This window comes from Methylophaga sp. UBA3603 (genome assembly GCF_002375335.1).
Classification (GTDB): Bacteria; Pseudomonadota; Gammaproteobacteria; order Nitrosococcales; family Methylophagaceae; genus Methylophaga.
Genome location: NZ_DFMC01000007.1, coordinates 224,604 through 249,068, shown reverse-complemented (window position 1 = coordinate 249,068; position 24,465 = coordinate 224,604). Strand labels below are relative to the sequence as shown.

Below are 24,465 nucleotides of genomic sequence, written 5' to 3'. Positions count from 1 at the left end.
GATTAACTATGGCTGATCTGGATAGTTGGATCGACGTACAAGGTCAGTTTTTGTCCTGGCTGCAATAAAGTGCGATCACTTAAACCATTCCATTCCTTAACTTTATCCACCGTAACATTAAACTTACGTGAAATGGTCCAAAGTGAGTCACCATTACGAATAGTGTAATTGATGGCTTTTAGCTTAGAAACAGTTTGAGTGGGTTGCCAGATAATCAATTGCTGGCCTGAATGTAAAACATCCGAAGGGGTTTTTTTATTCCATTGGGTTAATTCAAACACATCAACAGTATGCGCTTTGGCAATGTTCCACCAGGTATCACCCGCTTTGACCGAATAATTAAATTTTTTCCCCTGCTGCAATTTCTGTTTCGCCAGAGCATTTGCCTCAGCTTCATCAGCCAGAGCAGTGGAAACAGGTATTAACAGGTGAGCTCCAGCACGGATAAAATTGCTGTTAATTTTATTCGCTTTTTTCAGCTCAGCAACCGTCGTGTGATGCATTGCGGCGATTTTGCTCAGTGACTCTCCGGGTTTTACTTCATGGCGTTTCCAGCGTAGCAGATCTTTTTCCGGAATATCCATTAATGCTGTTTCAAATGCACTTGCTTTGGTCGAAGGCAGTACCAGTTCATGGGGGCCTTGTGGTGCCGTTGCCCAGCGATTAAAGCCCGGGTTTAACAGATAAAGCTCATCAAGTGTGATATCTGCCAGATTGGCAGCGAGAGATAAATCAATCTGGCTACCGACATTTACTACGCTCAAATAGGGTTTGTTGGCCACTGGCGACAGTTGTAAGTCATATTGAGCAGGTTGTTTTACCAATTCTGCTACGGCCAATAATTTAGGTACATAAGCTGTGGTTTCTGCAGGCAACTCCAGCGACCAGAAGTCAGTCGGTAAACCGGCTTCTCTGTTACGTTTGATGGCACGACCTACTGTACCTTCACCGGCATTGTAAGCGGCTATGGCAAGTTCCCAATCGTTAAAGTCGTTATGTAACTTTTGCAGATAGTCCAGGGCCGCATTGGTGGATTGAATAACATCACGGCGACCGTCATACCACCAGTTCTGTTCCAGTCCAAATACACGGCCAGTAGCCGGAATAAATTGCCAGATACCGGCCGCTTGTCCAGATGAGAGTGCAAAAGGCTGGTAACCGCTTTCAATAATTGGCAATAAAGCAATTTCCAACGGCATATCGCGACTTTCAAGTTCTTCAACAATGTAAAAAAGATAGGGTCGAGCACGTTCGACAACTTTGTTGAAATAATCTGGATGGTTGGCAAACCAGGTAAGGCGACTTTGAGTTTCCGGATCCAGATCCTGATATTCAGCCAGTTGATAACCATTACGAATACGTTGCCAGACATCAGTGACTTTAGGATCAATTTCCGAATCTTCAAGCACCGATAAATCCAAATCCAGTGGACTCAGCTGTGTCAGCTGATTTTTTTTCCAGTTGGTGTGTTTTGTTAATGGACCATGAGAGGTTTTCTGAGACGGTTCTGCGCTGACAGTTTCAGTATGTTTGGGGGTTGTGCTACAGCCAGCGAAGAGTACCGAAAGCACTGCAAACAGGGGCCATAGACGATTTTTAGTTTTTAACATAAAGGTTTATCATAATGTCGTAAGCACATAATTGTGCTCAATATATACCGGAATAAACGGTTAAAGACCAGTCTTTAACTGCCCGGTTGTTTCTGCCCGCACCTGAATTCTCCTTATTTCAACGTCAATTCCTGAGTGCTTGTTTATTTTTCAAAGCTACTTCTGCTAAAGCGCAATAACATTTATAGAACAGTGATGAATTGAGCCTTTTGAATAAATACCTGACAGTGGATAGGTCTGGCTGTCCTGCTACGTTAAACTATCCTCTAATTTGAAATTAAAGGTTTCGCTACGTGACAGAATTTGCAGGACAACTAAACAAGATGCAGGCGACCCTGCCGGAAACTGATGGGCCAGTAAATTATCAAATGATTTTGGGTGAACATCAGATCCCGATGAATCCACTTATTGGAACGAATATACAGCTGATTTATGCGGGTGAGATTCGTTGCCAGAACTGCCAGCGAATGACCAAGAAAAGCTATAGTGGTGGGTTCTGTTTTCCCTGCTCACAAAAACTGGCGCAATGTGATTTATGCTTTATGAAACCTGAGTTATGTCACTTTGCTCAAGGGACCTGTCGTGAACCTGAGTGGGGTGTTCAGGTGTGTATGCAGGACCATATTGTTTATCTGGCGAATAGTTCAGGGATCAAAGTGGGTATTACCCGAATTTCGCAAATGCCGACACGCTGGCTGGATCAGGGAGCAACCCAGGCGTTGCCCATTTTTCGAGTGAGTAGCCGTTATCATTCCGGTTTGGTTGAAGTCCTGTTTAAAAATCATGTTTCGGATCGCACTGACTGGCGAAAAATGTTGCGCGGCCCTGCTGACACAATTGATCTGGCAGAGCAGCGTGATCAATTACAGGCTGAATGTGCCGATCAAATCCGGCTTTTACAGCAGGAGTTGGGTGAGGATGCCATCACCACACTGACAGATGGAAAAACCCTGGAAATAAGCTACCCTGTGCAGCAATATCCAGAAAAAGTCAGTTCTATGAATTTTGATAAAACACCTGAAATTGCCGGTAAATTATTAGGCATAAAAGGGCAATATCTGATTATGGATAAAGGCGTTTTAAATATCCGTAAATTTACGGGCTACCAAATAACAATGAAGGCTTGATTTGTATGTATCCGCTGCTACGAAATTTGATGTTTAAACTGGATGCTGAAACATCACATCATCTGGGCATGAACAGCCTGAAGTGGATGGAAATGTCTGGATTGTTGAGGCTGCTAATGCCCAAAATGCCGACGGTACCGGTGCATGTAATGGGATTACGTTTTCCTAATCCAGTGGGGTTAGCTGCAGGTCTTGATAAAAACGCTGACTACCTGGAAGCTTTATCTGTATTAGGTTTTGGTTTTATTGAAGTGGGTACTGTGACACCTCGACCTCAACCGGGTAATGCCAAACCCAGACTTTTTCGACTTCCAGAAGCACAGGCGATTATTAACCGAATGGGCTTTAATAACCTTGGTGTAGATCATTTACTGGAACAAGTTCAGGCCGCTCAAACTGATGCAATTATTGGTATCAATATTGGCAAAAACGTTGATACGCCGGTTGATAAAGCGCTGAATGACTATTTGATAGGATTGGAAAAATCTTATCCTCATGCCGATTACATCACTATCAATATCTCATCTCCTAATACTCCCGGTTTACGTAATCTGCAATTTGGCGAAGCACTGGATAATCTTCTGAGCGCTTTGAAAAATCGTCAGGCGGAACTTGCGGAAGAATTTCAGCGTTATGTGCCGATGGCGGTCAAAGTTGCACCGGATTTAACCCTGGAAGAAGTTCAGCAACTGTCTGAATGTTTCAGCCGGGTCGGGATTGATGCCGTGATTGCCACCAATACAACGCTTTCCCGCGAAGCTGTCGCAGGCTTGGCTCACGCTGATGAAGCTGGTGGCTTGAGTGGTAAACCGGTATTTGCCAAATCGACAGAAATTGTTCGACAATTCCGACAGGCTTTACCGGCTGATATGCCGATCATTGCTGCTGGTGGCATTATGAGCGCAGAAGATGCGATGCAAAAGCTGGAAGCGGGTGCTCAACTGATACAAATTTATAGTGGTCTGATTTATCAGGGACCAAAATTAATTCAAGATATCGTCAAAACCATTCAAAAGAGGAGATAACATGGAAACCGGAACAGGCAGCGTCATTGGTGACATTCTGCTGAATATTTTCTTTGCCGCTGTCATTGTCATTGTGGGTCGCACAGTGGTTAGCTGGTTAGTGAAGCTGTCTCGAAAAATTATGGTCCGGGCCAATATTGATCCGATCCTGATTAATTTTTCCAGCTCGATCATTAATATCCTATTGTTGCTGTTTGTGTTGATTGCGGCCTTGGATCAATTGGGTGTAAACACCACCTCGATGATAGCCGTACTGGGTGCTGCCGGCTTAGCTGTGGGATTGGCGCTAAAGGATTCATTACAGAATTTTGCTGCCGGCGTAATGTTGATCATGTATCGACCATTCAGAATTGGTCACTTTGTAGAGGTTGCTGGCGTACTCGGTATTGTTGAGCAAATCACTATCTTCAACACTGTGATGCGAACACCGGATAACCGTGAAGTGATTGTGCCCAATGGCAATATCTATGCAGGTGTTATTACCAACTACTCAGCCCGAGATACCCGCCGCATTGATATGGTGTTTGGTATCGGATATGACGATGATTTGCTCAAAGCCAAACAAATCATCACCGATATCGTCACGGGGCATGAATTGGTGCTTAACGATCCCGAGCCGATTATCCGTGTGGCCGAACTGGGCGATAGCAGCATTACTTTCAATGTCTGGCCATGGGTTAACGCATCGGATCTGGCCACAGTAAGAGCAGATCTGATCGAAACCATCAAACTGGCGTTTGATGCAAACGGCATCAGTATTCCCTATCCACAAATGGATGTGCATTTTAATAATGTAGATGCTGCCAATGAATCAAGCCAGACTAAAAAAGATGAATCAGCCTAGAAATCATCCTTCCAGGCGCGTAATACCTTAAATACCGCCAAAGGCGAATCAAGCGGCTGATCAGCGTAAGCTTCAGCCGCTTTTTTTATTGCGGCATCATCACACCGCAAAAATGGATTGGTGCGTTTTTCCACTTTTAGCTCTGATGGTACGGTGGCGATCTGCTGTTCTCTTAACGCTTCCGTTTTGGTTAAGCGTTCAAGCAGGTCGTTATTTGTGGGATCAACAGCTGTGGCAAACTGCAGATTGGCCAGCGTATATTCATGCGCACAATAAATGCGCGTATCGTCAGGTAATTGTTTTATTTTTTGCAGTGAATCAAATAGTTGTTCTGCTGTACCTCCAAGCAGGCGACCACAACCACCAGCAAATAATGTGTCGCCACAGAACAGGTTATCATCTACCAGATAGCTGATATGACCTGGAGTGTGTCCAGGAGTATCGATTACTCTGAAGTGCGGAAAAGATGAATGCAATTGTTGGTCAGCCTGGGCGTACAAAGGTGTATCGACTGTTTTGATGTGTTCACGTTGCGGTCCAAAAACGGGCAGATCATACAGGTCGTCGAGGCGACGGATACCGCCAACATGATCGTTATGATGATGGGTGACTAAGATGGCCGCAGGATGCAGATCGTTTTTTTCTACAAAGTTAATCACTGGACCCGCATCGCCCGGATCAACAATTAATACATCCTGATTCTCGGCTGACTGAATCAACCATATATAATTATCATTAAATGCCTTTACGGCATGAATTTGTAACATTATCTAACTCCGCCGGAATGGCCTATGTGTAATTATAAAGAGCAAGACCGCGAGATGACACAATGGTGGCAATCTTCGCTTGCCCGTTATATACAAAGCCAGGAACAGCAATGGCTAAAGTATCAACAGGCAAAGCTGCATGGTTTTTTTCAGCTGCAGCTTGGTGGACAAAGCCTTATTCTACCGACTTCCTTACGACCTTGTTATCAGGCATTAATGGGAAGCAGCGGACAATTTCATGCGCAAAGTGAGCAACTTCCATTTAAGTCTGACAGTGTTGATGTGATGCTGTTGCAGCATGTGGTGGAATTTTCCCGCCAACCGCATCAATTATTACGTGAAGCCGACAGAGTGTTAAACGAAGATGGCACACTGGTGGTGCTATGTTTTAATCCGTTTAGTGTATGGGGTTTACGTCGATTGTTTTCCTGGCAGGATAGTTTGCCGTGGCGGGGACAGTTTTTTTCACGTCAGCGCTTAAAAGACTGGCTGTCATTGTTGGATTTTGATGTAGTGGAAGCCCGATCGATCATTTATTGTCCCCCATGGCAAAATGAACGCTGGATAAAACGTGGTGGTTTTCTGGAAAGATGGGGGCGACGTCTCTGGCCATATCTTGGTGGCGTCACTGCAATTGTCGCAAAAAAACGCACTTTTCTGGTGACCCCATTACAAAGCCGGTGGCAAAATAGAAAATTATTTCCCAGACCACAACTGGTGAATCCCTCAGCAACACGAAAAGAGCATTAATGGAACACGTTGAAATTTTTACCGATGGTGCCTGCAGTGGTAATCCGGGGCCGGGAGGTTGGGGAACCATACTCCGTGCCAAAGATAACGAAAAGGAGTTATCTGGCGGTGAAAAACTGACCACCAATAATCGGATGGAGATGATGGCAGTCATAGCCGGTCTGGAAGCATTGAAAAGGCCTTGTCATGTCACCATTACCACTGACTCACAATATGTGATGAAAGGGATGACCGAATGGTTGAAAGGCTGGAAAGCCAAAAACTGGCGAACCGCCGCCCGGCAACCAGTGAAAAATGCCGATTTATGGCAACGCATGGATGCGGCCTCCCAGCCACATAAATTATCCTGGCAATGGGTTCGGGGTCATGATGGTCATCCGGAAAATGAACGTGCCGATCAGCTGGCGGTAGCAGCACGTACTCAAATCGCATTACAGGACTAACCGATGGCAGAGCAAACCAGTCAACGACAAATTGTTTTAGATACCGAAACCACTGGCCTCAGTACAGCAGATGATCATCGCATTATTGAAATCGGCTGCGTTGAATTAGTGAATCGACGGCTGACCGGTGAGACGTTTCATCAATATATAAATCCACAACGTGAAATCGATGCCGGAGCGATAGAGGTTCATGGCATTACCAATGAATCATTAGCCGATAAACCGTTATTTGCAGATATTGCTGCAGATTTTCTGCGGTTTATCGAAGGTGCTGAATTGATTATTCATAACGCCGCATTTGACGTTGGATTCTTAAATCACGAGTTAACCAAGTTAGGTCACACCGCCAAAATTGACGATATTTGTTCAGTGATGGACACGTTAAAACTGGCGCGGGATAAACATCCGGGTCAGAAAAACAATCTGGATGCGTTATGTAAACGCTATGGGGTGGATAATTCCAACCGGGAGTTACATGGCGCCTTATTAGACGCCGAAATTCTGGCAGACGTCTATCTGATGATGACGGGTGGACAGGTCAGCTTGTCACTGGCGGCAGAGCAATTCGAACCGCAACACGATGCTGAGAAAAATGAGATCACGACAATTGAACGTCCTCGTTCAGCATTAAAGGTCATTGAGGCTGACGCAACCGAGTTGGCAGCACATCAGGTGATGCTGGAAAAATTACAGGCCAGCAGTGATGGAAATTGTGTGTGGCTTAAATAAAGTTGAATTTGTTTTCACAAAAAGTTCTGTTCGCCGCTTGAAATCAGATTTTTGACCCCCAAATAGCAGCTTTGTGTTGAGCAAAGCGGAATCTGATTAATCATGAGCAACGAAGAAATCGAAAAGTCGACGGCGGAATCTGAGCCGGTCGAAACCTCACCCGAAACAGCTGAGTCAGCTCAGCCAGCGGAATCTGAAGCAGATGTTGTAAAACAGCTGGAAGATGCCCGCAACAAAGCCGATGAACATTGGAATGAATTATTGCGTGCCAGAGCCGATCTGGAAAATATGCGTCGCAGACACAGCCGTGATCTGGAAAACGCTCACAAACATGCGCTGGACAAATTCGTAACAGAGCTATTGCCTATCTGCGACAGCCTGGAGTTTGGTCTCAACGCAGCAAAAAATGAAGATGCCAAGCTTGAAACAGTGCGAGATGGCATGGAAATGACACTCAAAATGTTCATGAGCTCGATCGGTAAATTCGGTCTTGAACAACTTAATCCTGAGGGCGAGGCTTTCGATCCTGATCTGCATCAGGCCATGGCAATGCAGCCTGCAGAAGGCGTAGAAGCTAACCAGGTATTGAATGTCATGCAGAAAGGCTACCGTTTCAATGGGCGTCTGTTACGTCCTGCCATGGTAGTGGTTTCTCAATAACCGGACGAAATTTAAGGGCTTGAAATCAAAATTTCCTGCCCCATCTATTATCACAACGGCTGGAATAGCCAGACGAACTTAGTACGATGGAGAAAAGATTATGGGTAGAATTATTGGTATTGACTTGGGTACGACCAACTCATGTGTAGCGGTGATGGAAGACGGCAAAGCCCGTGTCATCGAAAACAGTGAAGGTGATCGCACAACCCCGTCAATTGTTGCATTCAACAAAGATAACGAAGTGATGGTAGGTCAGTCTGCCAAACGTCAGGCTGTCACTAACGCCAAAAACACTTTGTACGCAATCAAGCGTTTGATTGGCCGTAAATTTAAAGACGATGTAGTACAGCGCGATATTGATATGGTGCCGTATAAAATCGTTGAAGCGGATAACGGTGATGCCTGGGTAGAAGCCAATGGTAAAAAAATGGCTCCGCCTGAAATTTCAGCTCGCGTTTTGATGAAAATGAAAAAAACCGCTGAAGAATTTTTGGGTGAAGAAGTCACTCAAGCGGTTGTTACCGTTCCGGCCTATTTCAATGACTCACAACGTCAAGCCACTAAAGATGCTGGCAAGATTGCCGGTCTTGAAGTCAAACGTATCATCAACGAACCAACCGCTGCAGCGCTGGCTTACGGCATGGACAAAAAACGTGGTGATTCCACAGTTGTTGTATACGATTTGGGTGGTGGTACGTTTGACGTATCGATCATTGAAATTGCTGATATCGAAGGCGAGCATCAGTTTGAAGTACTGGCCACCAACGGTGATACATTCCTGGGTGGTGAAGACTTTGACCAACGTATCATTGATTATCTGGTTGCTGAATTCAAGAAAGATCAGGGCGTTGATCTGAGTAAAGATCCATTGGCCTTGCAACGTTTGAAAGATGCTGCCGAGAAAGCCAAAATTGAGCTGTCTTCCAGCTCACAAACGGATATTAATCTGCCTTACATCACTGCAGATGCCAGTGGCCCTAAACACATGGAAATCCGTTTGACCCGCGCCAAGCTGGAATCTTTGGTAGAAGACTTGATTTCACGCAGTATGGAACCTTGCAAAATGGCATTGAAAGATGCCGGCCTGAAATTGTCTGACATCAATGATGTCATTCTGGTTGGTGGCCAAACCCGCATGCCGAAAGTGCAAGAAGCGGTTAAAGAAATGTTTGGTAAAGAACCACGCCGTGACGTGAATCCGGATGAAGCGGTTGCCGTTGGTGCTGCGATTCAGGCTGCGGTATTGGCTGGTGATGTGAAAGACGTATTGTTGCTGGACGTTACCCCATTAAGCCTGGGTATCGAAACCATGGGCGGCGTAATGACCAAACTGGTTGAGAAAAACACCACCATCCCAACTAAAGCGAATCAGGTGTTTTCGACAGCAGATGATAATCAGCCGGCCGTTACCATCCATGTATTGCAGGGTGAACGTGAAATTGCCTCAGCCAATAAATCACTGGGACGTTTTGATTTAGCGGATATTCCACCAGCTCCACGTGGTACACCACAAATCGAAGTCACCTTTGATATTGATGCTAACGGTATTCTGAACGTGTCTGCTAAAGATAAAGCGACAGGTAAAGAGCAATCCATTGTGATTAAAGCTTCCAGCGGTCTGTCTGACGATGAAGTTGAAAAAATGGTTAAAGATGCTGAAGCGCATGCTGATGAAGACCGTAAGTTCCATGAACTGGTCACAGTACGCAACCAGGCGGATGGTTTGATTCATGCGACCAACAAATCACTGACTGATCTGGGTGATAAAGTGGAAGCTGATGAAAAAGCCAAGATTGAAGCGGCCATTGAAGAGTTACAACAGGCTCTGAAAGGTGAAGATAAAGCCGATATCGAAGCCAAAACCGCTGCGTTGTCAGAAGCTGCAGGCAAGCTGGCTGAACGTGCTTATGCTGAAAACGCAGAAGCTGGTGAAGGTGCCGCAACAGATGATTCCACAGCACAAAACGATGATGTGGTAGATGCCGAATTTGAAGAAGTCGATGACGACAAGAAAAATTCATAATCTTTCACACAATTAACTGAAAACAGGCGTAGGCATTGAGCCTACGCCTGTCTTGTTTAAGAGATACAAGAAAAACTAAACATGGCCAAAAAAGACTATTACGACCTTCTTGGTGTATCGCGCACTGCGACAGAAGCTGAAATCAAAAAAGCATATCGTCGTATGGCGATGAAATATCATCCTGATCGTAATCCGGATGATGCAACCGCTGAAGCCAGGTTCAAAGAGGCCAAAGAAGCTTACGAAATTCTGTCTGATTCCCAAAAACGTGCTGCTTATGACCAGTTTGGTCATGCTGGAGTAGATAACAGCTCAGGCGGTGGCGGGTTCAGAAGTTCGGGCGGTTTCAGCGATATTTTTGGCGATGTATTTAATGATATTTTCGGCGGTGGCGGTCCGGGTGGACAAAGCTTCCGTGGAGCCGATTTGCGCTATCGCCTGGATTTGACGCTGGAAGAAGCTGTTGCTGGAACGACTGCGAAAATTCGCATACCGGTCAATGTTGAATGTAAAACCTGTGATGGTTCCGGGGCCAAACCTGGCACACAACCTGTGACTTGTACGACCTGTGGTGGACATGGTCAGGTTCGCATTCAGCAAGGATTCTTCACTGTTCAGCAAGCCTGTCCACATTGTCGCGGAACGGGTCAGATGATTCAGGACCCTTGTCATGATTGTCATGGTCAAGGCGTCGTACAAGAGCATAAAACACTCTCCGTTAAAGTGCCCGCCGGTGTTAATACGGGTGATCGCATTCGTCTTGCCGGTGAAGGAGAAGCGGGAAGCCGTGGTGCTCCAGCCGGTGATTTATATGTCGAAGTAGCGGTTAAACGTCACGATGTATTTACCCGTGATGGTAATAATCTGTTTGCCGATGTACCCATCAGTTTCACCACCGCCTGTCTGGGCGGGGAACTGCAAGTGCCCACTTTGCAGGGTAAAGCTGTGCTGAAAGTGCCTGAAGGTACGCAAACCGGCCAGCAATTCAAGATGCGCGGTAAAGGTGTCAAATCAGTGCGTACCGGTGAAGTTGGCGATTTAATGTGTCGCGTGATTATTGAAACGCCGGTTAAATTATCAAAAAAACAAAAAGAGTTATTGCAGGAATTTGCCGAAACGATGGAAGGTTCCGGGGCAACCCACAGTCCAAAACATGAATCGTGGCTTGATGCTGTAAAACGTTTTTTTGAATAAGATATTTGCCAATAGGAAGCTGACTGGGCTATTTTTGCCAGCCAGCTTTTTTATTTTCTGATTTACCGCCATAAGGATATAAACCATGGCTATTAATATTGCTATTAACGGTGCCGCTGGCCGCATGGGCCGTTGCCTGATTCAAGCCGTCGCTGAAACAGATGGTTTGCAGCTATCTGCTGCCATTGATCGAGCGGAGTCATCATTAATTGGTGTGGATGCCGGTGAATTGGCTGGAGTCGGTAAATTAGGGGTAGTGTTGTCAGCAGATCTTGATCAAGCAACTCAGCAATCGGATGTGATCATAGACTTCACCATTCCTGAGGCCACCATGGCTCTCCTGCCGTTATGTGCAGAGAATCAGTGCCGCCCGGTGATTGGTACAACGGGTTTTGATGAAGCGCAAAAACAGATTATTCAGCAAACAGCCGGTCGCATTGCCACCTTACTAGCCCCCAATATGAGTGTTGGGGTGAATTTATCACTGAAATTACTTGATATGGCTGCCCGTGTATTGGGGGATAGCGTTGATATTGAGATTATTGAAGCCCATCACCGCCATAAAGTGGATGCACCTTCCGGTACTGCCTTAAGAATGGGGGAAGTGGTTGCAGATGCGTTGGGCCGCGATTTAAAAGACTGTGCTATTTATGGCCGTGAAGGCCGTACCGGCGAACGCGATCGCAATACTATTGGTTTTGCGACAGTCCGCGGCGGAGACATCGTTGGCGATCACACAGTGTTATTTGCTGCCGAAGGCGAACGGGTGGAAATTACCCATAAAGCATCAAGCCGAATGACCTTTGCCTACGGCGCCATGCGTGCATCCAAATGGCTGATGCAACAGCAAACCGGTCTGTTTGATATGCAGGATGTGTTAGATCTGCGGAATTAATTAATAGCGGGCGGCCTGTTCGCGCGCTGTTTTGGCACCAGCTTTATCGCCCTTTTTAGTGCGAATCTCCGCCAATAATAACCAGAAGCGTTTCAGCTCGGTATTATCGCCTTTGGCATAGGACAGACCTTTTAAAGCAACTTGTTCCGCAAGGCGAAAATCTTCCAGTTCATAGTGTGCTTTGGCTAACTGATAGTAGACTTTTGGATCGCTGGGGGCGATACGTTGGGCTCGCTGCAAACGTGATTGCGCTGCCGACATGTTTCCCTGCTGTTGATATTTTTCTGCATCACTTAATAACGCCAGCACGGCAGGATTGGTTGGTGCTGGAACAGGTATAGTGGCAGGTATATCAGTGCCTGTAGATTTGTCCGGTGGAAGTGGCATGGCTTGTGGATTAGCCTGCTGGCTTGGCACTGGACTGGTTTTTGCTGATTCAGTTGTTGGTGAAGATACGGGTACATCTCTGCTCTCCACCGCAGGTCTTTGGCTGACGGGTGTGGTACTACAGGCAGATAAAAACATGACCAGGCTGGCCATAATAAAAAGCATTTTGTGCATGGTTATTGGCATAACGGACCTATCTGAAAATATCTTTGACCCAATCGATTGACCGTTTGATTGGATTGTCGATAAAAGTTTCTTCCGGTGTGGTACAGGCAGCAGTTTCTGTCGGTTGTGTGCCACTGATAAACGGGATTTGGGTGGCATTCTCGCATAAACCATCGGCAAGTTTTCCGCTTAACGGATCAATCCAGAGCATTTCAATACCTTCAGGCATCACCGGTTCGTAGGATTGTAACGGTTCCTCTGCCATATACCGTGTCCAAGCACGTAAGGCCCCACTGGAACCAGTGATCGGCATCGGACTATTATCATCCAGACCCAGCCAGACTACAGCGAGACGGTTACCGGTAAACCCGGCAAACCAGCTGTCACGCTGTTGATCTGATGTTCCGGTTTTGCCGGCAGTATTGATATTAATCGGCAACTGTTGGTAAATGCTACGGCCGGTACCACTTCGGGTAACTTGCTGTAAATTGTACTGCAGCAAAAACATGGGTTTCTCATCAATACTTTTTTGTAATTGAAATGGATAGCTGGAAAGCGGTTCACCTGCGCTGTCGGTGACAGTCCGAATAGTACGAGGTGGAATTTGAAACCCGGTTGCAGCAATCGTCTGATACATGCTGGCAACTTCCAGTGTCGATAAACTCTGCGCACCTAATAATAATGATGGATATGCATCCATAGGTCGATCAACCCCGAGACGTTTCAGGGTGTCGATCACTTTTTCTACCCCCAGCTCCATGCCCAGTTGCGCGGTCGACAGATTATAGGAATGGGTCAAAGCCTCATGCATTGGGACTAGGCCATGGGGTTGTCCATCATAGTTCTTGGGGGACCAGGTTTGCTGGTTGGGCAAGGTCAGGCTGAAAGGTGAGTCGTCCAGTTCACTTATCAGGGTATATCCCTGCTCCAAAGCGGTAAGGTAAACAGCAGGTTTTACAAGCGAACCAATTGGCCGACTGGCATCTAAGGCACGGTTGAATCCCTGGTAGCGGGTATTACGATCGCCTATCAACGCCAGTACTTCCCCTGTTTGTGGATCAGTCACCACCATACTGCCCTGAAGTTTCGCCAGACTTTCACCATAGGTTCTGCCTAAATCTTCAATGGTGCTGACCAGAGAAGTTTCTGCTTTATGCTGACTGATGGGATCCAGACTGGTGAAAATCTTTAGCCCCTCTGAGCCAAGATCTTCATCTTTATATTCTCGGCGTAATTGCCGTTTTACTAAATCAATATAGGCCGGATAAGCCTCTTTCATCGAACTACCAGCCGGAACCACATCCAGCTCAGCCGTTGAGGCCAGCATGTATTCTTCGTCAGTGATTGAACCTTGCTGATGCAAAACACTCAGCACCAGATTCCGCCTGGCTTTGGCACGCTCAGGATTACGTCGTGGATCGTAATAGGATGGTCCTTTTACCAGACCGGCCAATAACGCCAATTGATGTAATTTGAGCTCCTGTATTGGCTGGGCAAAATAATGTGCCGCACCAAGTCCAAAGCCATGGATGGCACGATTGCCGGATTGACCCAGGTAGACCTCATTCAAATAGGCTTCGAGAATTTCGTCTTTGCTGTAATGAAATTCGAGGAGCATCGCCATTGGCAATTCCAGCATTTTGCGTAGCAAAGTACGATCGGCTGTCAGATAAAAGTTCTTAATTAATTGCTGGGTTAAGGTGCTACCACCCTGCACAAATGCCCCTGCACGAATATTGGCTAATGTTGCACGCGCAATACCTTTAGGTGAAATACCAAAATGATCATAAAAATCCCGATCTTCAATCGCGATTAATGCATCAATAAACGGCTGCGGCGCTTCTTCAAGCTGAATTAAATCTCTATCTTCATTATTGAGTGGATAAATACCGCCGATTAAGGCGGGTTCAAGCCGGATTAATGTTAGTGACTGCTGATCTGCTGAACGGATCTGACTTAAGCTGTCACCACTGAACTCTAAAATAAGTTGCCTGGCTGGTTCAAGTTCGTCAGGGAAGTGAAAACCTCGAGTCGACAACGTTGCCCGTGAAGCAGAAAAAGCGACTTCCCCTGGTGCGCTGACCTTATCAACAAACTGATAGCCCAACGCTTTAAGTTCTATTTTCAAATCGTTGAGTGACACTGGTGCGCCAACATATAACTCCAGTGGTCTGGCAAAGACTTTAGCGGGTAAAGCCCAACGTTTCCCCTCAAACTGACTGCGGATTTGCTGATCCAGATACAGTGTTGCCCCCCCTAGCAAAAGCAGAATAATAAACAGCAGCTTGAACAGTGTGCCTTTAGAAATTAAGGCTCTACGTTTTTTTTTAGAGCGAGGATTACGCCGCTGCTGGGATGGAGGGGGATTTTTTTTACTTACCATAACCTGAGGAGTGAGAGTAGAAAGAATGGCAGTCGAAACGTGTCAGGCAAACCATAAAGACTTTAGTTTGGCTGCAATATCGTCAATGTGCCGCTTATATTAGCAAAGTCTTTCAATAGTTACTTCTGTAATCATTATTTATGACTATGAAAGCGAAAAGTTGCTGACAATTCTGCTTGCTTCTATACTTCGGCAAAACTCATTAAAACAGACAAGGAGGTCTAACGTGTCAGAGTTACGTTATGACGTGATGCTTAGTGGACAATTATTGGATGGATTCAATATTGAGGAAGTGATACATAATCTAGCGAGATTACTTGCCTTAACAGAAAATGCTGTTAGCGAACTGTTCCAGCAGAAACATGCGATTGTGTTGAAGGGGGTGGGTTACGAGCAGGCTCAGCGACAACAGGAAGAGTTGCAGAGTGCCGGTGCCGAATCCTATTTGATAAGGCATGATAAAAAAGAACCACGACTGCCGGCTATGGAGCAGGCTGCAAAAAATGATGGTTTGGCTCCAACGCAGGATGTTGAGATAGCAGCTGAAGTTGAGCCTCGACAAAGGGCATTTTTTTTCAGTGGTCAAGGTGCTGAATATTTCCGGATTTGGATAGTTAATATCGTGCTCACGATTATGACTTTGGGCATATATTCAGCCTGGGCCAAAGTCCGTAATAAACAGTACTTCTATGCAAATACTCAGCTGGATGGAGCAAGCTTTAGCTATCAAGCCGTTCCGTTGCAGATTCTCAAAGGGCGACTGATAGCCTTTGCTTTTTTTGTGTTCTATATTGTTACCACTTCACTTTTCCCGGCTACAGGCGTGATATTTGGTCTACTGTTCATCGTGTTATTTCCCTGGCTGGTGGTAAAATCACTGACATTCAATGCTTTTTATAGTGAATATCGCAATGTGCGGTTTGGATTTGATGGCCAATATAGTGAAGCCTTCAAGGTTTATATTCTCTGGCCGATTCTCGGTTTAGTGACTTTTTCTCTGCTGATGCCTTATGCCATTTATAAACAGCAGTGTTTTCTGGTGAGAAATATGCGCTATGGTGATACGGCATTTGAGTTCGAACCTCAAGCCAGTGCCTACTATAAAATTGCTTTGGCGATGGTTGGCATCGTTCTTATGACGTCCTTTGGGGTATTTCTGCTGGTAACGCTTTTAAACCGGGAAGCCGTGGGGATTCTGACGATGCTGTTAAGCGTGATGATGTATCTCACGTTGTTTGTATTTTTTACCGTAAAGACGACAAATTTACGTTTTAACCATGCCACACTCTCTTCTCATGCTTTTTCTGCCAACTACACCACAGCGTCTTATATGTGGTTGGTTTTGAGTAATACTGTGGCGATTGTGCTCACTTTAGGCTTGTTTATTCCATGGGCAAAAGTTCGGGTAGCTGCGTATAAAGCGATACACACTAAAATGCTGGTGGCAGGCGATTTGAATCAGTTTTCAAATGATGTCAGTCAGCGTGTGGGACCATTGGGGGAAGGTGTCAGTGATGTGTTTGATATGGATGTCGGTTTTTAATAATGCAACCGCTTTGGCAGCGTGTACGGATCGATGGCTTCTGGTATGAAGAAGGTGTTTCCAGACAGCGCGCTGCATTTTTACGGCATATTTCCGAGCAGGATATTGAAGTTGTAGACCGGTCGGATGGCACTCAGTTGGCTTGCTGTTCACTGAATGAGCTGAAAATTTCCTCACGTTTGGGTAACACTAGCCGACAATTGTATTTTCAGCAAGGTCAGAAATTTGAAAGTCTGGATAATGAGACCATCGATCAGCTGCTTATTGTCAAAGGTCATGGCTTTTCCCGACTCATTCATCTGCTTGAAAGTCGCTGGCAACTGGTTTTCTTTGCGCTGATACTGTTTGTCGGGTTTGGCTACGTCATGATGCAATATGGTGTGCCAGCTGCAGCAAAAAAAATGGCTTTTTGGTTACCCTCAACTATTTCTGATAAGGCGGCAAGTCATACACTTCGGTTGCTGGATGAGACGGTTTTGTCTCCCTCAGAACTGCCTCAACAGCAACGAGACATACTTTTAGCAAAGTTTCAGTCGTTTAGTGAGCAAGCCGATACACCGATAAATATCCAGTTTCGACAAGGTGGTAATTTAGGTGCAAATGCCTTTGCCTTGCCGGATGGCACAATAGTGTTCACCGATGAGCTGGTGAAACTGGCAGAGCAACCTGAAGAGTTGATTGCGGTACTGTTGCACGAGATTGGCCATGTGGCCCACAGGCATGGAACCCAGTCGGTGATGCAGAGTTCATTGCTAGTGGTGATGGCAATGGCTTTTGTCGGTGATACATCAGGGATTGCCGAAGTCTTTATGGGCATGCCTATCGTGATGATGCAGAGTGCCTATTCAAGAGATTTTGAGCGCGAAGCGGATCGCTTTGCTTTGCGATATATGCACTCCAATCAGATAGCAGGCTTTCATTTGGCTGATCTATTGGATCGTATTGAACTCAATATCAGATGTCGTGCCTATTTTTTCTTACAAGCTGAAGATAACTCGCAATCATCCCTGTGTGAAACTCCTGGAGGCTTACAACAGGCTCAACAGAAAGGCTGGCTTGTCACACCAACTGCTGAGGCAGCGGGTTGGCAAAGTTATCTTGATTCTCACCCTGATAATGCTGAGCGCAGAGCAATGTTGGTCAATGAAGTCGCTGAATAAAGTATGCTGACTAAAACAAGTGCTGCGAATATATCGGTTTTGTCTCAATATACAAAAACCTAGCGAACTTATTCTGGCGAATTGGCTTATTTCGCATTATCTAAATTGTCTGGTAATATGCTGAACTCCAAATTGGTTTCGTGTGGTTAAATATCACCGAAATTGCCTAAAAACAGGAACTAAAGTGAGATCTTAATGGCTTTAGAGACACCCGTCTGTGACTTTGGCCAAGCGGCCATAGATTTTGCCCTGCCGGGCACAGACAACAAAATCTGGACACTGGAAGACTGTCGTGGTGAGAATGGTTTGTTAATCATGTTCATCTGTAATCATTGTCCTTATGTCAAAGCCATTATGGATAGACTGATCCGTGATACCAACGAACTTAAACAGCTGGGCATCAATTCTGTGGCAATTTCTGCCAATGATGTCGCTGATTATCCAGAAGACTCTTTTGACAACATGAAAACTGTTGCTGAACAAAACGGGTTTTCTTTCCCTTATCTGTATGACGAAAGCCAAGAGGTTGCTCAAGCTTATGGCGCGGTGTGTACTCCTGATTTTTTTGGTTACAACAAAGATTTGAAGTTGCAATACCGTGGTCGCCTTGATGCCAGCCGCAAAGAAGCCGCTCCAGCGGACGTACGCCGTGACTTATATGAAGCGATGAAACAAGTTGCTCAAACCGGTCATGGTCCAGAACAACAGATACCCAGTATGGGCTGTTCCATCAAATGGCGGGCAGCTTAATTTTTTTTAATAGGAGAACGTAGATAATGGCTACACGTAGACATTTAGCAAATGCAATCCGTGCGTTAAGTATGGATGCAGTGCAAAAAGCGAATTCCGGCCATCCGGGTGCCCCAATGGGTATGGCGGATATCGCTGAAGTATTGTGGAATGACCACATGAAACATAACCCGAACAACCCGAAATGGGCTGATCGTGACCGTTTCATTTTGTCTAATGGCCACGGCTCTATGCTGATTTACTCATTGCTGCATTTGAGTGGCTATGATTTGCCAATGGATTCCCTGAGAACATTCCGTCAATTGCATTCACAATGCGCGGGTCACCCTGAATACGGTTATGCTCCAGGTATAGAAACAACGACGGGTCCATTAGGCCAAGGTATTACCAACGGCGTTGGTTTTGCGATGGCTGAAAAGTTAATGGCACATCAGTTCAACAAACCTGGTCATGACATCGTTAACCACCATACCTATGTATTTATGGGTGATGGCTGTCTGATGGAAGGTGTTTCTCATGAAGCATGTTCTTTGGCCGGTACATGGGGCCTGGGCAATCTGATCGCATTCTGGGATGACAACAATATCTCTATCGACGGTCACATTGATGGCTGGTACACCGATGATACTGTTAAGCGTTTTGAAGCTTATGGCTGGCATGTTCAATCTGTTGATGGTCATGATGCTGATGCAATCAACAAAGCCATCGCAGAAGCGAAGAAAGTCACTGATAAACCATCATTGATCTGCTGCAAAACCATCATTGGTTATGGTTCACCAAACAAATGTTCAAGCCATGATTGCCATGGTGCAGCATTAGGTGAAGAAGAAGTTGAATTGACCCGTAAGCAACTGGGTTGGGAATACGAGCCATTTGTTATTCCAGAAGATGTTTATGCAGGTTGGGATGCTAAAGCGAAAGGCGATGCCGCTGAAGCTGAGTGGAACAAGAAATTCGATGCTTATGCTAAAGAATATCCAGAACTGGCAGCAGAATTTAAACGCCGTATGGCCGGTGAATTGCCTGCTGACTGGAAACAAGCATCAGCCAAAGTCATTGCTGATCTGAACGAAAAAGCAGAAAGTGTTGCTTCACGTAAAGCATCACAAAACGTTATCGCTGCATTGGCGCCTATTTTGCCAGAATTCATTGGTGGTTCTGCTGACTTAACCGGTTCAAACCTGACCAGCTGTTCAAGCTTTAAACATGTGTCTGGTAAAGAGATGGGTAACTACATTTCATACGGTGTTCGTGAGTTTGGTATGTTTGCCATCATGAATGGTATGGCATTGCACGGTGGTCTGCTGCCATATGGTGGTACTTTCCATATGTTCTCTGACTATGCCAAATCAGCGCTGCGCATGGCTGCCTTGATGAAAATTCGTACCATTGCGGTATTGACCCATGACTCTATCGGTCAGGGTGAGGATGGTCCTACGCATCAGCCAATCGAAAATACAGCTGGTCTGCGTTACATCCCCAACATGGATGTATGGCGTCCTGCTGATGAAACTGAAGTTGCGATTGCCTGGACTGCAGCTGTTGAGCGTATGGATGGCCCAACCAGTCTGGTATTGAGCCGTCAGGGTATTCCTGGTCGTAAACACGACACAGCTGCTTTTGATGCGATTCGTAAAGGTGCTTATGTGTTGTCAGAAGCCGAAGGCGGTAAAGCTGACGTGATTCTGATCGCAACTGGTTCAGAAGTGGATCTGGCCGTTAAAGCACAAGAAGCGCTGAAAGGCGACGGTGTAAATGCACGTGTTGTTTCTATGCCTTCAACGAACGTCTTTGATCGTCAGGATCAGGCTTATAAAGACAGCATCCTGACTCCAGGAGTGAAACGTGTTTCTGTTGAAGCCGGTGTAACTGACTTCTGGCGTAAATACGTTGGTCTGGAAGGCGGCACTGTTGGTATCGATACCTTCGGTGAATCTGCTCCAGGCGGTGTTTTGATGAAACACTTCGGCTTTACTGTCGAAAACGTTGTTAAAACCGTTAAATCAGTTCTGTAATTAAAGAACTGTTTTTAGCGAGCTAAATGGAGATGACCAGTAGATGCAAATCTACTGGTCATTTTTTTAAAAGGGTCTGTTTATCTTTCATCGCACCATTGCGGGAGGCGATGAAAGATAAGCAGTTCCAAGTCTCATAACTGCAATTTTCGGTAAGATTTCAGTTCTGAGGCATAATATCAAACCGATTCAAAGGAAACAGAATGACTATCAAGGTGGGTATTAATGGTTTTGGCCGTATCGGCCGTATGGCATTTCGTGCTGCAGCAAAAGATTTCCCTGAGATTGAAGTCGTGGCAATCAACGATTTACTTGATCCCGATTATCTGGCGTATATGCTCAAATTTGATTCTGTACATGGCCGCTTTGAAGGTGATGTTGAGGTGAAAGACGGTCATCTGGTTGTTAATGGTAAAACCATTCGTGTTACCGCTGAGCGCAACCCTGCTGATTTGAAATGGGATGAAGTTGGTGCCGATTTAATTATTGAATGCACCGGCTTTTTCCTGACGGAAGATTCCTGTCAGGCACATATTGCTGCCGGCGCTAAAAAAGTCGTGCAATCTGCACCTTCCAAAGATCACACGCCAATGTTTGTTTATGGCGTGAACCATGACAGTTATGCTGGTCAGGCAATTGTTTCAGCAGCCTCCTGCACAACTAACGCTTTGGCACCGGTTGCCAAGGTCCTGCATGACAGTTTTGGTATTAAGCGTGGTTTGATGACCACGGTGCATGCTGCCACAGCAACACAGAAGACTGTCGATGGCCCGTCAATGAAAGACTGGCGTGGAGGTCGCGGTATTCTGGAAAATATTATTCCGTCATCCACCGGCGCCGCAAAAGCAGTAGGCAAGGTGCTGCCGGAATTAAATGGAAAATTGACCGGGATGGCTTTTCGGGTGCCTACTTCAGATGTTTCCGTAGTCGACTTAACCGTTGAATTAAACAACGATGCCAGCTATGAATCAATTTGCGCAGCAATGAAAACTGCTGCCGAAGGTGAGTTGAAAGGTGTTTTGGGTTACACCGAAGAAAATGTGGTCTCCACAGATTTCCGTGGTCATACTGCACCTTCAAATTTTGATGCAGGTGCAGGTATTGCACTTGATGGCACCTTTGTAAAAGTCGTTGCCTGGTATGACAATGAATATGGATATACCTGCAACATGATGCGTTTGGTTGAGCATGTTGCGCGTTAATTCATTTTAGCCATTCAACAATTAATTCAAGGCTTCCTGTGAAGGAGGCCTTTTTTTATGTATTTTGAAGGCTATAATCAGAACTGGTTCACAAAATTTACACAAGAGGGCAATACCTTATGTCAGTAATAAAAATGGCCGATTTGGACTTGGCTGGAAAACGTGTGTTGATCCGACAAGATTTGAATGTTCCACTCAAATCAGGTGTTGTTGCAGATGGCACTCGTATCCACGCTTCTTTAGCGACCATAAATCTGGCATTGGAGAAAGGTGCCAAAGTTATGATTATGTCTCATCTCGGACGACCTACTGAAGGAGAATATGAACATAAATATTCATTAGCTCCGGTTGCCAATTATCTCTCGGCCCTCTTGGAAAAACCGGTACGTTTGGAACAAAACTGGCTGGAGCCAGAATTTATTCCAGTCGAAGTAGGTGAAGTTGTTTTGTGTGAAAATGTACGATTCAACATTGGTGAAAAAGCCAATAATGATGATCTGGCAAAACGTATGGCCAAGATGTGTGATGTGTTTGTTATGGATGCATTTGGCACCGCGCATCGTGCTCAGGCTTCAACACACGGTATTGCCAAATATGCCACGATTGCCTGTGCCGGGCCTTTATTATCTGCGGAACTGGAAGCTTTATCCAAAGCGCTGGATAATCCTGCCAGGCCAATGGTTGCTATCGTAGGCGGCTCAAAAGTGTCTACCAAACTTACGGTGTTGGAAAGCCTGTCGAAGAAAGTGGACCAATTGATTGTGGGTGGTGGTATTGCCAATACATTTATTGCGGCAGCTGGTCATAATGTAGGTAAATCACTTTATGAGCCGGATCTGATCGATACTTGTAAAAAGCTTTCAGCAGAAGCTGTGAGCCGTGGCGGCAATATACCCGTACCCAAAGACGTGGTCTGCGGTAAACATTTTGCCGAAAATGCAGAAGCGGAATTAAAAGCAGTAGATAAGGTAACGGATGACGACATGATTTTTGATATCGGACCAAAATCTGCTGCGGAGCTGGTTGAAATTATTAAACAAGCTGGTACGGTTGTATGGAATGGTCCGTTAGGTGTTTTTGAATTCAGCCAATTTGGTGAAGGCACCAAAGAAATAGCGATGGCAATAGCGGAATCAGATGCTTTCTCGATTGCTGGCGGCGGTGATACGTTGGCAGCAGTATCTAAATACAAAATTTGTGATGATGTTTCTTATATTTCTACCGGTGGTGGTGCTTTTCTGGAATTCCTTGAAGGCAAGAAGTTACCTGCAGTGGAAATTCTTGAGCAACGTGCCCGCGAGTAAATTAATGAGTAACTAATTATGGCTGCCCGTCGAAGAACGAAAATTGTTGCTACCTTGGGACCTGCAACAAAAGATCATGCCGTTCTTGACACGATGATATCGGCAGGCATGGATGTTGTACGGCTCAATTTCTCGCATGGTTCATCGCAATCGCATATTGATATGGCTGACAGGGTGCGTAACCGTGCCAGCGACTTTGGACGTGAGGTTGGCGTATTAGTTGATTTGCAGGGACCGAAGATTCGCATCTCTCGATTTAAGAATGGTGGTGTGAAACTAGTTGAAGGGGAAGCTTTTACTCTGGATGCGGCCCTGGCAGATAATAACGGTGATAGCAATCAAGTCGGGGTCGACTACAAATCACTCCCCCATGATGTTAAGCGTGGTGACACGTTGTTATTGGATGATGGCCGCATTGTGTTATGGGTTGAATCGGTTATTGATCAACAGATTCACTGTCGCGTTACCGTGGGAGGCATGCTCACAGACAATAAAGGTATTAACCGGCAGGGAGGTGGATTATCGGCATCAGCGCTGACAGCTAAAGATATGGCCGATATAAAAACAGCTGCTGAAATGCAGGCTGATTACCTCGCCGTATCTTTTCCCCGAAGTGCTGAAGATATTCATTTGGCACGTCGTCTGTTGCGTGAAGCCGGGGGCTATGGCGGGATTATTGCCAAAATTGAACGAGCTGAAGCGCTGGATGATATTGATGCCATTATTGAAGCCTCAGAAGGCATTATGGTCGCTCGAGGTGATTTAGGGGTGGAAATGGGGGATGCTGCATTACCGCCGATTCAAAAGCAGCTAATCGCTAAAGCCAGACGTATGAATCGATTGACTATCACTGCGACGCAAATGATGGAATCGATGATTGAAAGCCCCATTCCAACCCGTGCCGAGGTGTTTGATGTGGCCAACGCCGTGCTGGATGGTACCGATGCGGTGATGCTTTCCGGGGAAACCGCAGTCGGACATTATCCGGTTAAAGTCATTGAAGCCATGGATCGTATCTGTCTACAGGCGGAACAGCAACGTGAAATACGTGTTTCACGTCATCGCATGGATTCAAAATTCGCACGAATTGATGAGGCTATTGCGATGGCTGCGATGTATACGGCGAATCATATGGATGTTAAAGCTATTGCCACGATGACAGAATCCGGAGCCACGCCATTATGGATGTCACGTATTAGTTCGGGAATACCAATTTTTGCATTAACTCCTCATGTGGCTACCCGACGGCGGGTCACGCTTTACCGTGGTGTCTACCCGGTAAGTTTTGTGGTTGAACATACGGATCACGCGGCCTTGAACAAGGAGGCCATAGAAGAATTACAGCGTCGAGGTGTTGTCAAAGAGGGTGATATAGTGATTATCACCAAGGGAGACCTCGAAGTTCAAGGTAGCACCAGTGCAATGAAAATTGTCAAAGTTGGAACGTTGGTTGAACCACGTCCCTCAGGTAGCAGTTGTGAATAAATAT

21 protein-coding genes are annotated in these 24,465 nt (G+C 45.7%); 17 read left to right on the top strand and 4 right to left on the bottom strand.

Features of this window, described 5'->3' with window-relative positions; all coding sequences use genetic code 11:
- Positions 1 to 2: 2 nt before the first annotated feature.
- Entirely contained in the window at positions 3 to 1,610 is a 1,608-nt protein-coding gene (locus B4F66_RS04890; protein WP_292354536.1) for a LysM peptidoglycan-binding domain-containing protein, read from the bottom strand.
- Between the two features lie 323 nt (positions 1,611 to 1,933).
- Here B4F66_RS04890 and B4F66_RS04885 point away from each other — a divergent pair, with 323 nt between their 5' ends.
- Genes B4F66_RS04885 through B4F66_RS04875 form a run of 3 tightly spaced genes read left to right on the top strand, consistent with a single transcriptional unit; the run spans position 1,934 to position 4,606 of the window.
- Positions 1,934 to 2,737: a DUF2797 domain-containing protein gene (locus B4F66_RS04885; protein ID WP_292354686.1), complete on the top strand. Its 804-nt coding sequence runs from the start codon at positions 1,934 to 1,936 to the stop codon at positions 2,735 to 2,737.
- A 5-nt stretch (positions 2,738 to 2,742) separates the two neighbouring features.
- Positions 2,743 to 3,762, top strand: coding sequence for a quinone-dependent dihydroorotate dehydrogenase (locus tag B4F66_RS04880; protein WP_292354538.1), 1,020 nt, complete (start codon positions 2,743 to 2,745; stop codon positions 3,760 to 3,762).
- A 1-nt stretch (position 3,763) separates the two neighbouring features.
- Positions 3,764 to 4,606: a mechanosensitive ion channel family protein gene (locus B4F66_RS04875; RefSeq protein WP_292354540.1), complete on the top strand. Its 843-nt coding sequence runs from the start codon at positions 3,764 to 3,766 to the stop codon at positions 4,604 to 4,606.
- Here the strand turns inward: B4F66_RS04875 and gloB are convergent.
- Positions 4,603 to 5,373 (bottom strand): hydroxyacylglutathione hydrolase, encoded by a 771-nt coding sequence (gene gloB / locus B4F66_RS04870; RefSeq protein WP_292354542.1) that lies wholly within the window; start codon positions 5,371 to 5,373, stop codon positions 4,603 to 4,605. The genes B4F66_RS04875 and gloB overlap by 4 nt on opposite strands.
- A 24-nt stretch (positions 5,374 to 5,397) precedes the next feature.
- Here gloB and B4F66_RS04865 point away from each other — a divergent pair, with 24 nt between their 5' ends.
- The 7 genes from B4F66_RS04865 (at position 5,398) to dapB (ending at position 12,067) form a co-directional block, all read left to right on the top strand.
- Complete coding sequence (locus tag B4F66_RS04865; RefSeq protein ID WP_292354544.1) at positions 5,398 to 6,123, top strand: class I SAM-dependent methyltransferase; 726 nt, start codon at positions 5,398 to 5,400, stop codon at positions 6,121 to 6,123.
- Entirely contained in the window at positions 6,123 to 6,566 is a 444-nt protein-coding gene (gene rnhA / locus B4F66_RS04860; RefSeq protein WP_292354546.1) for a ribonuclease HI, read from the top strand. The genes B4F66_RS04865 and rnhA overlap by 1 nt, the downstream gene beginning before the upstream one ends.
- A gap of 3 nt (positions 6,567 to 6,569) precedes the next feature.
- Complete coding sequence (gene dnaQ, locus B4F66_RS04855) at positions 6,570 to 7,295, top strand: DNA polymerase III subunit epsilon (protein ID WP_292354548.1); 726 nt, start codon at positions 6,570 to 6,572, stop codon at positions 7,293 to 7,295.
- Between the two features lie 102 nt (positions 7,296 to 7,397).
- Positions 7,398 to 7,955, top strand: a complete 558-nt coding sequence (gene grpE, locus B4F66_RS04850) for a nucleotide exchange factor GrpE (RefSeq protein WP_292354550.1) — start codon at positions 7,398 to 7,400, stop codon at positions 7,953 to 7,955.
- 100 nt (positions 7,956 to 8,055) lie between these two features.
- Positions 8,056 to 9,978, top strand: a complete 1,923-nt coding sequence (dnaK, locus tag B4F66_RS04845) for a molecular chaperone DnaK (protein WP_292354552.1) — start codon at positions 8,056 to 8,058, stop codon at positions 9,976 to 9,978.
- 81 nt (positions 9,979 to 10,059) lie between these two features.
- Complete coding sequence (dnaJ, locus tag B4F66_RS04840) at positions 10,060 to 11,172, top strand: molecular chaperone DnaJ (RefSeq protein ID WP_292354554.1); 1,113 nt, start codon at positions 10,060 to 10,062, stop codon at positions 11,170 to 11,172.
- Between the two features lie 85 nt (positions 11,173 to 11,257).
- A complete protein-coding gene (dapB, locus tag B4F66_RS04835; RefSeq protein ID WP_292354556.1) occupies positions 11,258 to 12,067 on the top strand; it encodes a 4-hydroxy-tetrahydrodipicolinate reductase in 810 nt (269 codons plus the stop codon).
- Here dapB and B4F66_RS04830 read toward each other — a convergent pair whose 3' ends face one another.
- Together B4F66_RS04830 and mrcB are read right to left on the bottom strand one after the other, a co-directional pair.
- On the bottom strand, positions 12,068 to 12,628 hold the full coding sequence (locus tag B4F66_RS04830; RefSeq protein ID WP_292411141.1) for a tetratricopeptide repeat protein: 561 nt from the start codon (positions 12,626 to 12,628) through the stop codon (positions 12,068 to 12,070).
- Positions 12,629 to 12,647: 19 nt separating this feature from the next.
- Positions 12,648 to 15,002: a penicillin-binding protein 1B gene (gene mrcB, locus B4F66_RS04825; protein ID WP_292354560.1), complete on the bottom strand. Its 2,355-nt coding sequence runs from the start codon at positions 15,000 to 15,002 to the stop codon at positions 12,648 to 12,650.
- Between the two features lie 226 nt (positions 15,003 to 15,228).
- On the opposite strand from mrcB, the gene B4F66_RS04820 reads away from it, so the two are divergent.
- From B4F66_RS04820 to pyk, 7 genes are all read left to right on the top strand, one after another.
- Positions 15,229 to 16,545, top strand: a complete 1,317-nt coding sequence (locus B4F66_RS04820) for a YjgN family protein (RefSeq protein WP_292354562.1) — start codon at positions 15,229 to 15,231, stop codon at positions 16,543 to 16,545.
- Positions 16,546 to 16,547: 2 nt separating this feature from the next.
- The gene (locus B4F66_RS04815) at positions 16,548 to 17,705 is read left to right on the top strand and encodes a M48 family metallopeptidase (RefSeq protein ID WP_292354563.1); all 1,158 of its coding nucleotides are present in this window, start codon (positions 16,548 to 16,550) and stop codon (positions 17,703 to 17,705) included.
- A gap of 195 nt (positions 17,706 to 17,900) precedes the next feature.
- The gene (locus B4F66_RS04810) at positions 17,901 to 18,455 is read left to right on the top strand and encodes a thioredoxin family protein (RefSeq protein WP_292354565.1); all 555 of its coding nucleotides are present in this window, start codon (positions 17,901 to 17,903) and stop codon (positions 18,453 to 18,455) included.
- 26 nt (positions 18,456 to 18,481) lie between these two features.
- On the top strand, positions 18,482 to 20,470 hold the full coding sequence (gene tkt / locus B4F66_RS04805; RefSeq protein WP_292354566.1) for a transketolase: 1,989 nt from the start codon (positions 18,482 to 18,484) through the stop codon (positions 20,468 to 20,470).
- 203 nt (positions 20,471 to 20,673) lie between these two features.
- Positions 20,674 to 21,672 carry a type I glyceraldehyde-3-phosphate dehydrogenase gene (gap, locus tag B4F66_RS04800; RefSeq protein ID WP_292354568.1) on the top strand — a complete coding sequence of 333 codons (999 nt, stop codon included), beginning with the start codon at positions 20,674 to 20,676 and terminating at the stop codon, positions 21,670 to 21,672.
- Positions 21,673 to 21,791: 119 nt separating this feature from the next.
- Positions 21,792 to 22,976, top strand: a complete 1,185-nt coding sequence (locus B4F66_RS04795; protein WP_292354570.1) for a phosphoglycerate kinase — start codon at positions 21,792 to 21,794, stop codon at positions 22,974 to 22,976.
- An 18-nt stretch (positions 22,977 to 22,994) separates the two neighbouring features.
- Positions 22,995 to 24,461 (top strand): pyruvate kinase, encoded by a 1,467-nt coding sequence (gene pyk, locus B4F66_RS04790; RefSeq protein WP_292354572.1) that lies wholly within the window; start codon positions 22,995 to 22,997, stop codon positions 24,459 to 24,461.
- Positions 24,462 to 24,465: the final 4 nt, after the last annotated feature.